Genomic DNA, 13124 nt, shown 5'->3' with positions numbered 1-13124 from the left:
CGCGGGTCAGGTGCCGGGCAGCACGTCCGACCACTGCGAGCCCGCGGCGGCGCTGCTTTCCACCGCACCGAGCACCTGCTGCACCCTGAGCCCGTCGGCGAAGCTCGGGCTGGCCGGCTCGCCGGTGCCGATGGCCGTCAGGAAGTCGGCGACCTCATGGGTGAAGGTGTGCTCGTATCCGAGGAGGTGGCCCGGCGGCCACCACGCGCCGACGTAGGGGTGGTCCTCCTCGGTCACGACGATGCGCCGGAAGCCCTGGGTCTCCGACGGGTCGTCACCGTCGCAGAACCACAACTCGTTCATCGACTCGAAGTCGAAGCTGAGGCTGCCCCTGGTGCCGTTGACCTCCAGCCGCATCGCGTTCTTCCGGCCCAGTGCGTACCGCGTGGCCTCGAAGCTGGCGACGGCACCCGAGGAGAAGCGGCCGATGAAGAGGGCGCAGTCGTCAACGGTGACCTCCTCGGTCCCGCCGGGTGCGGGCCGCTCGCGGACGAAGGTCTCGGTCAGGCCGCTCACCCCGGTGAGCACGTCACCGGTGACGAACTGGGTGGCATCCACGATGTGCGCACCGATGTCGCCGAGCGCGCCGGATCCGGCCTGTTCCTTGCGCAGTCGCCAGGTCATGGGCGACTCGGAGTCGGAGAGCCAGTCCTGCAGGTACACCGCACGCACGTGCCGGAGGGTGCCGAGCCTGCCATCGGCGATCAGCCGTCGCGCCAGCGCGAGGGCGGGCACTCTGCGGTAGTTGAACGCCACCATCGAGTGCACGCCCTCGCGTGCGGCCTTCGCCGCCGCCGCGGCCATCGTCTCGGCCTCGGCGACCGAGTTGGCCAGGGGCTTCTCGCACAGCACGTGCTTGCCCGCGGCCAGCGCGGCGACGGCGATCTCGCAGTGGGTGTGGCCTGGCGTGCAGATGTCGACCACGTCGACATCGTCCCTGGCAATGATCGCCCGCCAGTCGGTCTCCACCGAATCCCAGCCGTACCGCGCCGCCGCCTCCTTGGTCCGCCGCTCGTCCCGGCCGCCGAGCACGGTCAGCCGCGGCGTTCTCGGAACATCGAAGAACCGGTGCACGTTTCGCCACGCGTGCGAATGCACCGCTCCCATGAACGAGTGGCCGATCATGGCGACGCCGACTGCGTCCCCCGACATCTGACTCATCGAGAATCCCCTTGTAGTGAGAGTCATACACAACCGAGCGGCGGCCGAACGGCCGCCGGATTACGAGTCGAAACCGACGTCCATGTAGGAATCGACGTTCTCCTTGGTCACCACGGCCGAGTACGTGGTGAGTTCCGAAGGGATCTCGTGCTCGGCGAGGTCGCCGATGCCCTTGTTCTGTCCGAGCAGCCTGGCCATCGCGACCGCGGAGGACGCCATCGACGGGCTGTACAGGACGGTGGCCTTGACCGGGCCGGAGTCGCTCTTGATCAGGTTCATCATGTTCTTCGAGCCCGCGCCGCCGACCATGAAGAAGTCGCTGCGGCCCGCGTTCTCGATGGCGGCCACCACGCCGATGCCCTGGTCGTCGTCGTGGTTCCACAGGGCGTCGAGCTTCGGCGCTCCCTGCAGGAGGTTCGCCGTCTTCTGCTCACCCGACTCCGGCGTGAACTCCGCCGCGACCCGCGGCCCGACCGAGAAGCCGTGCTTCTGCAGCGCGTCCTTGAAGCCCTTGCTGCGTTCCTGGGTCAGCGGCAGCGCGTCGATCCCCGCGACCTCAGCGATAATCGGGTTGGCCACGCCCTTGCGCTTGAGTTCCTCACCGATGTAGTTGCCGGCGTTGACACCCATGCGGTAGTTGTCGCCACCGATCCAGGTGCGGTAGGCGAGCGGGGTGTCGAACACGCGGTCCACGTTGATCACCGGAATTCCGGCGTCCATCGCCTTCTGCGCGACCGACGTCAGCGCCTTGCCGTCGAACGGAAGGATCACCAGCACGCCGACCTTCGCGTTGATCAGCGACTCGACCTGCGCGATCTGCTGGTTGACGTCGTTGGTGCCCTCGGTCGCGTTCAGCGTGACGTCCGGGTAGTTCTCCGCCTGTGCCCTGGCATTGATCGTGACCGCCGCCATCCAGCCGTGGTCGGCCGCGGGCGCGGAGAACCCGATGGTCACCGGCGGTCCCGGTTCGGCGTTGCTGCCCTGCGCACCGCCGGCCTGCGGCGAGCCCTCGTCCTGTGGCGCCTCGTTCGAGGTACACCCGGCAAGCACGGCGCCTGCGCCGAGCCCGGCCGCGCCCAGCAGGAATCCGCGACGGGCGAGGATCGATCCGTGTTCTGTCATGACTTGCTCCCGGTTGGCACGGTGGGTTGGGGTTCGGAAAGGGGCGAGGACTGGCTATCTCGAGGCTTCCCCTTGCGACGGGTGGACGTGGTGTGCTGCAGCAGCACGGCGGCGACGATGATCGCGCCCTTGGCGATGTTCTGGATGTCGGTGTCCAGGTTGTTCTGGGTGAAGATGCTGTTGAGCACGGTGAAGATCAGGACACCGATCAGCGTGCCGATCAGGCTGCCCCGGCCGCCGGAGAGCAGCGTGCCGCCGATGACCACCGCGGCGATGGCGTCCAGTTCGTAGAACATGCCGTTCGTGGACGCACCGGACGTGGTCCGCGCGACCACCATCATCGCGGCGATCCCGCAGCAGAGACCGCTGATGCCGTAGACGAGCGCTGTGTGCCACTTGACGTTGATGCCGGAGAGCCTCGCCGCCTCGGAGTTGCCGCCGATGGCGTAGGTACGCCTGCCGAACGTCGTCCTGTTGAGGACCACCCAGCCGATCACGAACACCAGCGCCAGCACCCACACCAGCGCGGGGATTCCCAGGAAACTGCCACGGAAGAACTCGATGAAGCCGGATTCGGTGACGACCTGGGTCTGCCGCCCGCTGAGACGTTCGGCCAGACCGCGCGCCGAGGCCATCATCGCCAGCGTGGTGATGAACGGGACCACCTTGCCGTAGGAGACCAGGACCCCGTTGACCAGTCCCGCCCCGAGCCCGACCAGCACGGCGCACAGCACCATCACAAAGGGCCCGTACGCCTGGGTGGCCACAGTCGTCATCCACACGCTGGACAGCGCGACGAGCGAACCGACGGAGAGGTCGATCCCGCCCGCGATGATCACGAACGTCATACCCACGCTGACCACACCGATGGCGGCCCCCGCCCGCAACATCGTGGAAAGGTTCTCCTGCGTCGCGAACGTGTCGGGCTGGGTGATGTAGCCGACCGCGCAAAGCAGGAGGAGCACGCCGGCCAGTCCGAGCAGGCGCACGTCGAACCGGAACGCGCCACGTAGCGCGCTGTCCTGTTTGGGACGAACCGGCGGACGGTCGAGTGTGTCGGTCACGCCGCACTTCCTTCCATGACCAGATCGAGAACAGCAGCTTCGGTGATGTCGTCCGACGCCCGGTCGGCGACGACTTGGCCGTCCCGCAGGACGAGCACCCGGTCGGCGAGGCCGAGGACCTCGGGAATCTCACTGGAGACCAGCACGATGGCCACGCCGTCCGCGGCGAGCTCGTGGATCAGCCGGTACAGCTCCGCGCGCGCCCCGACGTCGACGCCACGGGTGGGTTCGTCGAGCAGCAGCACCTTGCAGCCGTGCACGAGCCACCGGGCGACGACGACCTTCTGCTGGTTGCCCCCGGAGAGGGTGCGACTCAGTCGCGTCGGATCGGCGGGCCGGAGGTCGAGGCGTTCGAGGGTGCTCCTGGCGTCCAGCTTCTCCCTGCCCCCCTGGGTGAACCCGAGGGTGCTGTAGTCGCCGAGGCTGGCCAGCGTGACGTTGTGTGTCACCGACATGTCCAGCAGCAGCGCCTGCGCCTTGCGTTCCTCCGGTGCCAGCCCCACGCCCGCGTTCACGGCGGCGGCGACGCTGCCCGGCCGCAACTGCTTGCCGTCGACCGACACGGTGCCCGCATCAGCCCTGCGCGCGCCGAAGATCGTTTCCAGGATCTCGCTGCGTCCCGCACCGACCAGGCCCGCGATCCCGATGATCTCGCCCGCCCGCGCGGAGAAGGTGATGTCGGAGAACTCCCCCTCGCGCCCCAGCCCGGACACGTGCAGCACCTCGTCGCCGAACACCGTCCTGGCGTCCGCCGCGGCGCGGAACGCGCTCTCGACCTTGCGTCCGGCCATCCGGTCGACCAGTTCCGAGCTGGGGGTCGTGCGTGCGTCCAGGTTGGCCGCGACGGTGCGGCCGTCCTTGATCACGGTCACGCGGTGCCCGATCCGGCGGATCTCGTCCATCCGGTGGGAGATGTAGACGACCGCGACACCGGCCTCGGTCAGCTCACCCACGATGCGGAAGAGGTTGTCCACCTCGTCACCGGCCAGTGCGGCCGTGGGCTCGTCCATCACCATCAACCGGGCGTCATGGGCGAGCGCCCTTGCCATGGAGACGAGCTGCTGCGCGGCGGCCGGCAGCTTGCCCACCTCGGCTCCAGGAGGAATCTCCGCGTGACCGAGCCTGGCGAGCAGGCGTGAGGTCTCCGCGGCAGCGGCGGCCGGGCGAACGAACCCGAACCTGGAGCGCTCGTGCCCGAGGAACACGTTCTCCGTCACCGACAGCGTCGGAATGAGGTCCAGCTCCTGGTACATGGTCGCGATACCACGTTTGAGCGCCGCGACCGGCGAACTGAGCGACACCGGCTCCCCGCGCCAGATGATGTCGCCCGCGTCCGGCTGATGCGCTCCGGAAAGAGTTTTGATCAGAGTTGATTTGCCCGCGCCGTTCTGGCCGAGCAGGCAGTGCACCTCGCCCGCGCGTACTTCCAGGTCAACGCCGTCCAGCGCGCGGACGCCGGGGAAAAGCTTGACGATCCCCCGCATCTCCAGCAACGGTCTGTCTGAGTCGTTCACACCCTCACCACCGTTCGGAGCATGCAGACTTAAATCCACTTCGGCCTCACTTCGTCTTGTGCCATGCAAAAGTAGAGTGACCACGAACACCCGTCAAGATGAACTTTGCTGCACTTGACCACCACGGACCGTGTTTTGCCTGGTTCAGGGACCGAAACTTAGGTCCAAGACATGCAAAAGTGTCCAGTGACCTGGATCACCGGACAATCACCAGTGGAACGTCATATGCCGGAACCGCGGCCAGAGTTCACTCCACGGCGCGGTCCTGTCCGTGCAGAGCCAGATGGGCCTGCCCTGGCTGCCGTTGTTGACCCGCAGACCGTTGTCGATGACGCCGACCTGGCGAACGCCACCAAAGTACTGCTCGAGGCGATGCCGGTCCGCGCCGACGAAGAGGGTGTCCGTCGCGGTCTCCGGTGGCGCCCCGAAGTACCAGTAACCGCGACTGCCGCTGTGCACCTCCGGCAGTCCCCGGCCCCTGGCGAACTTGTCGACGGCGGAGGAGAGCCAGTAGGTGTCGGTGACGATGGTGGTCCGCGCCTGCTGCGCGGGCGGCAACGCCAGGTACGCGTCGGCCACGTCGTCCGCGACCTCGGGCCAGCCGAACTCCTCCAGCGCCATGTTCATCGGGCTGTACGGCTCGCCGGCGTACTCTTCCACCGGTGTAACCGGAAGCCCGCTGATGGCGACGGCGGCGGAGACCGCATAGGCCGGGACCGAGGTCCAGCGCAGCCAGCGGCCGGGCACGCGGCGGACCAGTTCCACCGAAGCGACGGCGAAACACAGGGCGAACAGGCCACCCACGTAGTACGGACGGCCGGAGTTGAGCCAGAAGAGCGCGGTCACCGCGAGCACGGTCCAGCCGAGAAAGCGGTAGGGACGAAGTCGCGGCGCGCGCAGCAACCACCAGGTGCCGAGCACGAACAGGACGGCACCCACGACGACCCCGGCCTGGTGCAGGGCCATCGGCAGGAAGGTGAACCGGCCTCCCGCGAAGGACACCTCCTGGGCGACAGCCTGGTTCATCTCCAGTTGCGGCCAGCCGTTCCCGGCCTGCCAGAGCAAAGTCGGCACCGTGGCGAGGACCGCGAGGACGGCGCCCACCCACAACAGCGGCCTGCGCAGCAGATCGCGCGGACCGAACACGAGTGACGTGATCGCCACGGCCACCCAGAACACGGGGATCAGGAACTTGGTCTGCAAGGCCAGCGCGGTGACCACGCCGGTGATGAGCAGCAGCCGGTCGTCCGGCGTCGCCTGCTCGCGCAGGCGGACCCAGCGCACCAGCAGCCACACGATCACCGTCCAGAGGAAGGCATCGACCGTATGGGTGGCGACGATATGGCCCGCACCGGCCAGCAGGAACGGGGAGCAGGCGAAGGCGCCTGCGGTCATCAGCTGCGGCAGGCGTCCCCCACCGAACTCCCGCGCGGTCAGCGCCGCCACCACGATGCCCGCACCGGTGAGCACGATCGGCAGCAGCCGGAACCCGAGGACGGATTCCGGCGAGATCGTGTCCATCAGCAGCGCGAGCAACGGCAGCATCGGCGGCTGATCGGCGTAGCCCCAGTCGAGGTGCCTGCCCGCGGCGATGAAGTAGAGCTCGTCCCCGTGGTAGCCGTAGCGCCCGGCGAAGGCCAGCAGCACGGCCATGGCCAGTCCGGCGACGGCCAGCACCGGCCAGCGCGCGAAAGCGGGTGTGTCGGATGGCTCGGCGGAGGTGACGCGGCCGTCAGCTCCGCGATTGGTGGCAGCCTCAGTGGCATCGGTCACGATGTCGGCCTGTCCTCCGCTGCTCGGCTACCGCTGGTGGAAGCGGGCAGACCGCGCCCGCTTCCGGAAACCACGGTAGTCGCCAGCGTCGCCGGATCAGAAGACCGGTCAGGCTACCCAGCTGGTTCGGTGTACCACCCGGAGCAGGTGCCTTCGTGGACGACCCGATCCGGTGCGTTCGTGCTGTAGTTGCCGAGGCACACGCGATAGGTGATCGTCTCGCGCTCGGGCATGCTCATGTTGTGGTCGGTCGGGCTGCTGCCCGCGCCCCTCGCATTCCAGGCCCGCCCCAGCTGATCCGCATCCGACCGCTCGTACTCGGCCACCACCGAACGCCCGTCGGCCTTGTTGTCCCACACGTACAGGTGCTCACCGTTGCGCACGAACGAGGCGGACCCGTTGCAGCCCGGAACGGTGCAGACATCGCCGACGTGGGCGACGGCCTGCGACGTGCCCGTCATGACCAGCCCGCCGGCCATGGCCGCGACAGCGGCCGCGGTCGCGGCGGTCTTCGCGATCGTCATGTCACTTCCCCTCCGTTTCAGCTTGCCCGTTCGGTTTTCCACGCGGAGCACGACAAGTAATTGATGTATCGCGTGCCTTCATCCGCGTCGTATACACCGAGACAGACCCGGTACTTGATTGTCGCGTTCTCGGGCATATTCATGTTGTGGTCAGTGGGCTCACTGGCGAACCCGCGAGCGTTCCATGCCTGACCCTTCTGACTGACGTCGGATCGCTCGTACTCAACGGCCACCTGACGGCCCTCGCCCGCGTTGTCCCAGATGTACAGGTGCTCACCATGCCGGACAAAGGACGCGGAACCCGAGCAGGACTGCGACGGCTGCGTACACACGTCGCCGCGGTGCACCCCCGCCGTACCCGTTGCGGCGGCCGCCGCGGTTCCCGCACCGGCCGCGACCAGCAGTGCGGACGCGGCACCCAGAAACACGATTCTCCGATAAACCACAATTCCCTCCAGTTCTTTCGAGAAGCCAGATACTCACGCTTACCCGCAGGTTAACAACGTAGGTAAACAGTCAGGTCGAAAGTGCGAAGTCAGAGAAACGCATATTTTGGAGTTTTTTTAGCTCTCTGTTCGACTGGTAACGCCGTGCGCTACTCCCATTCCCACCGCACGCCCAGCACCCCGGGATTGACATCGCGCGCCACCCTGTGGACCCACCGGCCGGGCGTCAGTGGCAGCTCTCCGTCGACCTCGTCGCACTCGGCCTCGACACCGTCCTGGCGCACACCGTTCTGGGTGAGCGCGAAACACCGCACGGGAACGGCTTCCTCGGCGAATCGGACACCCAGTACGTAGGTGTCGCCGGGGTAGCGAAACCCCCGGCGGTAGTCGGCGCTGGGGATGGGTGAGCTGATCGCGAACTCGTAGTCGAACAGATGTGTCTCGCCGGCCCGCAGCCTGCGGTCGAACAGCAGTTCCATGGCGATGACAGCGGCCTGTGGGTGTCGTCGTACCCGTCCCAGCCTGCAGTTCTCCTCCGCGGTCGGCACGATGTCGCGTGCCTGGCTGCCGGGCTCCGCGCAGTAGACGGCGAGGAACCGGTCCGGGTCGTCGTCGAGGGCGCGCACTACCACCCTGGTACGCACCGAGTAGATCGCCCGGTCCGGGCCCACTCGGACACGATCCTCCTGGCAGAACACCCGCATCTTGCGATCGGAGGGGCCGAGTACGGGCTCGATGGTCTGGGCCAGTGCGGGAGCGGGTTCGAGCAGCCCGTCGTAGCGCCGGGCGACGCTCCCGCCGCGCGTCCACCTTCCGCGCGGCCGGGGTGGGCCGAGCAGTGCCGCCAGTGTGTGCGCGGGGAGGCCGAGAATGTGCTCGATGGCCCGCACCGCCCGCAGGGAGTCCGCCCGCTCCGGACGGCTGCGGCCCTGCTGCCAGTAGCTCAGGCTGGCGCGGCTCACGCGGATTCCGCGCTGGGCCAGCCGATGCTGCAATGCCTCCAGGGTCAGACCGCTCTGCTCGATAGCGGCCCGCAGTGCCGTGTGGAACGGGCCGGCACGCAGCAGCAGATCGACATCCGGCGAACGCGATCCCGCCCCGCCGCGGACCTGCGCCTGCGTCGGTGGATAGGACACGACACCTCCCGGCCATGGGGGAAATTCTGTGGAACAACACAGTTTTCGATTCGGCGTTCACGGTCCCGGACCTGGCTCCCAGCTGCTTCGGCCAGGTCACGTGTGCCCGTCGACCGCAGCGCCGTCAACAGTATTCGGCTCGGCGTTCAGCAGGCACAAGCGCCGTTAGTAGCAGGTATTGACGCGCCGGTAGGTAAGGGATTGCCTGCGTCGATACTCCCTGCTCGTGCTCCCACCTTCGGAGGACAACGATGTTGACGGCGTTGACCGCATTGACGGCAACCAGACGACGACTTCTCGCGGCGGCGGCCGCACTCGTCACCGCGACCGGGCTGCTCGCCATGCCGACGGCCACGGCAGCCACCGAACGCCAGGGCGACCTCGCCGAGTCGGTGCGTTCGACGATGCTCGCCGAGCGCGGCGCGGCAGCCAAGCAGCAGTACGAGGTGACCTCCCTGGACGAGCCGCTGGTGGAACCCACCCGGGTCAGCGCGGCCGGGTGGGCGTTCGGCTCGACCACTATTCCCATGCCCGTTGTCGAGCACGCCTCCCCGGAGTCCGCACTGTTCGTGGCGCGGCAGAACGCCCGAGGCTGGGAGGTCGCACTTGACGGGACGGCCGAGTTCGTTTCACTGGCCGGGCAGGCGCCGGCGGAGGTTGTCAGCGAGGGCGAGAAAACGCTGTTCGCCAAGAACTTCGCAGCTCGGAACACGCAACTGGCCGATACCGGACTCGGCCTGCCCTGGGCGACCGGTGTGGCCTGGTGGATGGGCGGCGGGCCGCACGGCAACAGCGGCAACAGCAGGCCGTTCAGCTCGATCGATTTCAACGGCGGCGACGGACGAGTACTGGCTGCGGGTGAAGGGCGGGTGTACAAGAGCTGCGTGCGTGGTCGCAGCGCCCTGGTGAAAGTGGTGCATCCCAACGGTTACAGCACCACGTACTACCACATGTACAACCTGACGAGCCTGCCCGACGGCAGTGCCGTGCGGGCCGGAACGTACCTCGGCCACATCGGTAACGAGCTGCCCTGCGGCGGGTCGAGTTCGGGCGCCCACGTGCACTTCTCACTGCTGCGCGGCGACACCCACGTCAGTGTGAACAGGATGACGATCGGCGGCTGGACGTTCTACGAGGGCTCGTCGGCCTACGGCGGCTACGCCCTGCGCGGCGGCGACCGGGTCAACCGCGGTGGCAGGCTCACGAACTACGGCGGTGGCGGTGACACACCGAGCCTGCCGACTGGAACGGTGAACGGCGGTCAGTACAGCTCCGTTAACCTGCGCACCGGTCCCGGTCTCGAGCACAGCGTTACCGGCACGGTGGCGAACGGTGTGGTGGTCAGGATTTCCTGCACGGCAAGGGGCGGTGCCGTGAACGGGGTATGGGGCAGCACCGACCTGTGGAACAAGCTGGACACGGGCAACTGGATCAGTGATGGTTTTGTCGACACTGGTTCGAACGACCCGGTCGCACCGGCTTGCCCGTGACGTAGGCGCAGGTGACGCCGGTCTGTCTCCGGTCGGGAGCGTTCCCGACCGGAGGCAGACCTGTCGGTGGGGGCCAATGGTGCGGACCGACTGCGGACACTGGAGCAATGGATCAGATTCGCGAGATCGTGCGGCTGGTCGGCGACGTGCTCGGCCGCGAGGTCATCGGGAGCTACCTCCACGGATCCTCCGTGTTCGGCGGGCTTCAGCCTGCCAGTGATCTGGATGTCCTCGTTGTCACCCAACGACGCATGAACGCCCAGGAGCGAGGGGCACTCCTCGATGGCCTGTTCAGGATCTCCGGTTTCACGGAGGGGATGCGCCCGGTCGAACTCACCGTTGTCGTGCAATCCCAGGTTCGCCCGTGGCGGTTCCCGCCGACCGCCGATTTCCTGTACGGCGAGTGGTTACGTGCTGAACTCGAGATCGACGGACCCCCTCAGCCGGAACGACTGCCGGACCTGGCGCTACTGATCACGATGGTGCTTTCCGGTGACCATCCCCTCGCGGGACCGCCACCGGCACGGGTCCTCGACCCAGTTCCCCACACTGACCTGGTGCGCGCGAGCGTGGCGGGCATCCCTGACCTTCTCGAGGACCTGAACGGCGACACGCGCAACGTCGTCCTGACCTTCGCCCGCATCTGGCACACCCTCGCCACCGGTGAGATCAGCTCGAAGGACGTCGCCGCGGACTGGGCTCTCGGCCGGCTCGCACCGGAGTACCGTCCCGTCCTCGAACACGCCAAGGAGCTGTATCGCAACCGCCGGTACTCCGAGGAGAGCTGGAGCGATGAGCTGAGGGAACAGGTACGTGCCCACGTCGAACAGGTACTCGCCGAGATCGACCGGCTGACGCCGCGCTGAGGTACCCAACGCGCGGGATGAAAGGGACTCAGAACGGTGGAGGAGTCTCATTTGGAGGGTCGAAGGAACGAGCACACCCTCGTGACCGCACGCGCTTGTTCGGCACGGACCGGGCGGGTGGTTCGTTGATGGGTTGGGTGGTTTTGGTGTAGGTGCGTCCGGTGGGGGTGGTGATGGTGGAGGTTCCGGTTTGTGGATCGTGTGTCAGGGTCCAGCCGGGTTGGTCTTTGAGGTAGTGGTGGGGTTCGCATTTGGCGCCGCCGTTGGTGTCGGCGGTCTGGCCGTGGTGGTGCCATTCGCGGAGGTGGTCGTAGTCGCAGCGGTGGGCTGGGCGGTGACAGCCCGGTGCGGTGCATTCGCGGTCGCGGACTGCGATGAGCTCCCGCAGGAACGCGCTGGGCCGTCGCCGGGTCCGGCCGAGGTCCTTGACCGCTCCGGTGGCGGGGTCGGTGAGCACGGTGCGCCAGATGCTGCCGCGACGAGTCATGATCTCCCGGGCGATCGGGGCGGGGATCGGGCCATAGCCGGACAGTTCGCAGCCGGTGTCGGACATCGTCAGGGCGGTGTCGACGGGCATGTGCAGGAACACCCGGGCGGTACCGGGTGGGACGGGGACGCCGGGGTCGCGGCCGTGCAGCAGGTCGGCGGCCACATCGGCGCGGAGCTGTTCCAACGTCCGCTCGTCACCCTGGTTCCGCAGGGCACGGGCCATGGCGTCGATGCGGGCGTAGGCCGACGCGGCGACCTCGGCGGGGAGATCCATCGCCAGGGTGGACATGGTGTCCTCGCCGGGAATCAGCTCCACCTTCCGACCACTGCGGGCCTTCATTGCTCGGGCGGTCTGCCCGTCGGGATCGATCGCGGTCACCAGGCGGCGGGTCGCGCGCACCAGCGAAGCGGGATCGGTGAACCCCAGCCGGCCCGCCGCGAGCTTGCCCGCCAGTCGGTCGTCGACCTCCCGGGCCTGCTCGTCGGTCAACATCGCGGTGACCTCGGCGATCTGCCCGGCGGGGTAGCCCTCGATGTCCCCGGCCTCCATCGCCATTAACACCCGTGGCATCCGTGACACCAGGGCAGTACCCCGGGCGATCCGGTTCGCGGCCCGCTGGCGGGAGATGCGTAGTTCCAGCGACGCCTCCACCGCCGCAGATTTGTCCGCACCCCGCAGGCGGTGCAACCGGTCAAGCGCACGCGCCTCCAACGCATCAGCACGGGCCCGCATCCGCCGCGCCACCGCCAACGCCTCCACCACCTCGACATCGCTCAACTCCGAGAAATCCACACCGGAACGCGCGGTGAAACGGTGGTCGGCCCACTCCTCAGCCGTGAACGGCGGCGGGTTCACCAGATCAGCGGGCAGGAACATGATCCCCGCCTCGCTTCCCGCCTGCACGAACTCCGTCACCACGCCATTCTCTCGAACACCAGTTCGAGATACAATCACTCAACGGAAGGATGAGCCTCACGGTCCGTAATAGAAAATGGCGGATGAACTACCGACATTCTGGCTCACGTTTCGAATGTGGCCAACGCCGAGGCATCGACGGGTACGGGCGCGAGTGGGGCATTATGGCCGGATGGCCCGAATTCGTGATGTGGTGTTCGACTGTCGGCATGCGGCCTCGCTCGCCAGGTTCTGGGCAGCCGCCCTGGAGGACTACGAGGTGGCTCCCTACGACGAAGCCGAACTGGAACGACTACGCGGCATCGGTATCGACGATCCGGAAGATGACCCGAGTGTTCTTGTCGAACCCGCTGCGGGCGGGACTCCGCGAATGTTCTTCAACACCGTGCCGGAAGACAAGACGGTCAAGAACAGGATGCATCTCGATTTGGACAGCAACGATGTCGACGTCGAGATCGAGCGTTTAACGGGTCTTGGTGCGACCGTCCTCGCCGAGCATGAGGGTCAGGTCGTCCTTGCGGACCCGGAGGGAAACGAGTTCTGTCTGATGCGCTGACGTGGTGGTCGCCCAACCCGCCGTACCGGCCCAACCCCTGCTGCAGCCGGGAAACTCCGGCCACAGC

General features: G+C 67.4%; 12 protein-coding genes. 3 read left to right on the top strand and 9 right to left on the bottom strand.

Features of this window, described 5'->3' with window-relative positions; all coding sequences use genetic code 11:
- Positions 1 to 6 precede the first annotated feature (6 nt).
- The 8 genes from BM199_RS27670 to BM199_RS27635 form a co-directional block, all read right to left on the bottom strand.
- Positions 7 to 1161, bottom strand: a complete 1155-nt coding sequence (locus tag BM199_RS27670) for a Gfo/Idh/MocA family protein (protein ID WP_245788797.1) — start codon at positions 1159 to 1161, stop codon at positions 7 to 9.
- A gap of 60 nt (positions 1162 to 1221) precedes the next feature.
- Positions 1222 to 2283, bottom strand: coding sequence for a substrate-binding domain-containing protein (locus BM199_RS27665; RefSeq protein ID WP_091677538.1), 1062 nt, complete (start codon positions 2281 to 2283; stop codon positions 1222 to 1224).
- Positions 2280 to 3347: an ABC transporter permease gene (locus tag BM199_RS27660; protein WP_091677535.1), complete on the bottom strand. Its 1068-nt coding sequence runs from the start codon at positions 3345 to 3347 to the stop codon at positions 2280 to 2282. The genes BM199_RS27665 and BM199_RS27660 overlap by 4 nt, the downstream gene beginning before the upstream one ends.
- Positions 3344 to 4831: a sugar ABC transporter ATP-binding protein gene (locus tag BM199_RS27655; RefSeq protein ID WP_091677593.1), complete on the bottom strand. Its 1488-nt coding sequence runs from the start codon at positions 4829 to 4831 to the stop codon at positions 3344 to 3346. The genes BM199_RS27660 and BM199_RS27655 overlap by 4 nt, the downstream gene beginning before the upstream one ends.
- Positions 4832 to 5068: 237 nt before the next feature.
- Positions 5069 to 6514, bottom strand: a complete 1446-nt coding sequence (locus tag BM199_RS27650) for a glycosyltransferase family 39 protein (protein ID WP_091677590.1) — start codon at positions 6512 to 6514, stop codon at positions 5069 to 5071.
- 233 nt (positions 6515 to 6747) lie between these two features.
- Positions 6748 to 7158: a hypothetical protein gene (locus tag BM199_RS27645; RefSeq protein WP_177242815.1), complete on the bottom strand. Its 411-nt coding sequence runs from the start codon at positions 7156 to 7158 to the stop codon at positions 6748 to 6750.
- Positions 7159 to 7175: 17 nt separating this feature from the next.
- Positions 7176 to 7604, bottom strand: coding sequence for a hypothetical protein (locus BM199_RS27640; protein WP_091677532.1), 429 nt, complete (start codon positions 7602 to 7604; stop codon positions 7176 to 7178).
- A gap of 149 nt (positions 7605 to 7753) precedes the next feature.
- Complete coding sequence (locus BM199_RS27635) at positions 7754 to 8740, bottom strand: hypothetical protein (RefSeq protein WP_091677529.1); 987 nt, start codon at positions 8738 to 8740, stop codon at positions 7754 to 7756.
- Positions 8741 to 8991: 251 nt separating this feature from the next.
- Between BM199_RS27635 and BM199_RS27630 the strand changes: the two genes are divergently transcribed.
- Positions 8992 to 10230 carry a M23 family metallopeptidase gene (locus tag BM199_RS27630; RefSeq protein WP_218160451.1) on the top strand — a complete coding sequence of 413 codons (1239 nt, stop codon included), beginning with the start codon at positions 8992 to 8994 and terminating at the stop codon, positions 10228 to 10230.
- Positions 10231 to 10337: 107 nt separating this feature from the next.
- Positions 10338 to 11096, top strand: a complete 759-nt coding sequence (locus BM199_RS27625) for an aminoglycoside adenylyltransferase family protein (protein ID WP_091677527.1) — start codon at positions 10338 to 10340, stop codon at positions 11094 to 11096.
- Between the two features lie 28 nt (positions 11097 to 11124).
- Here BM199_RS27625 and BM199_RS35030 read toward each other — a convergent pair whose 3' ends face one another.
- The gene (locus tag BM199_RS35030) at positions 11125 to 12501 is read right to left on the bottom strand and encodes an HNH endonuclease signature motif containing protein (protein WP_143101935.1); all 1377 of its coding nucleotides are present in this window, start codon (positions 12499 to 12501) and stop codon (positions 11125 to 11127) included.
- Positions 12502 to 12673: 172 nt separating this feature from the next.
- Here BM199_RS35030 and BM199_RS27615 point away from each other — a divergent pair, with 172 nt between their 5' ends.
- Positions 12674 to 13057 carry a VOC family protein gene (locus BM199_RS27615; protein WP_091677521.1) on the top strand — a complete coding sequence of 128 codons (384 nt, stop codon included), beginning with the start codon at positions 12674 to 12676 and terminating at the stop codon, positions 13055 to 13057.
- The last annotated feature ends 67 nt before the right edge of the window (positions 13058 to 13124 follow it).

Origin of the sequence: Amycolatopsis marina (genome assembly GCF_900111885.1) — a bacterium.
In the GTDB taxonomy this organism is placed as follows: domain Bacteria; phylum Actinomycetota; class Actinomycetes; order Mycobacteriales; family Pseudonocardiaceae; genus Amycolatopsis; species Amycolatopsis marina.
The sequence above is the reverse complement of the archived record's forward strand: the minus strand, read 5'-3'. Positions and strand labels throughout refer to the sequence as shown.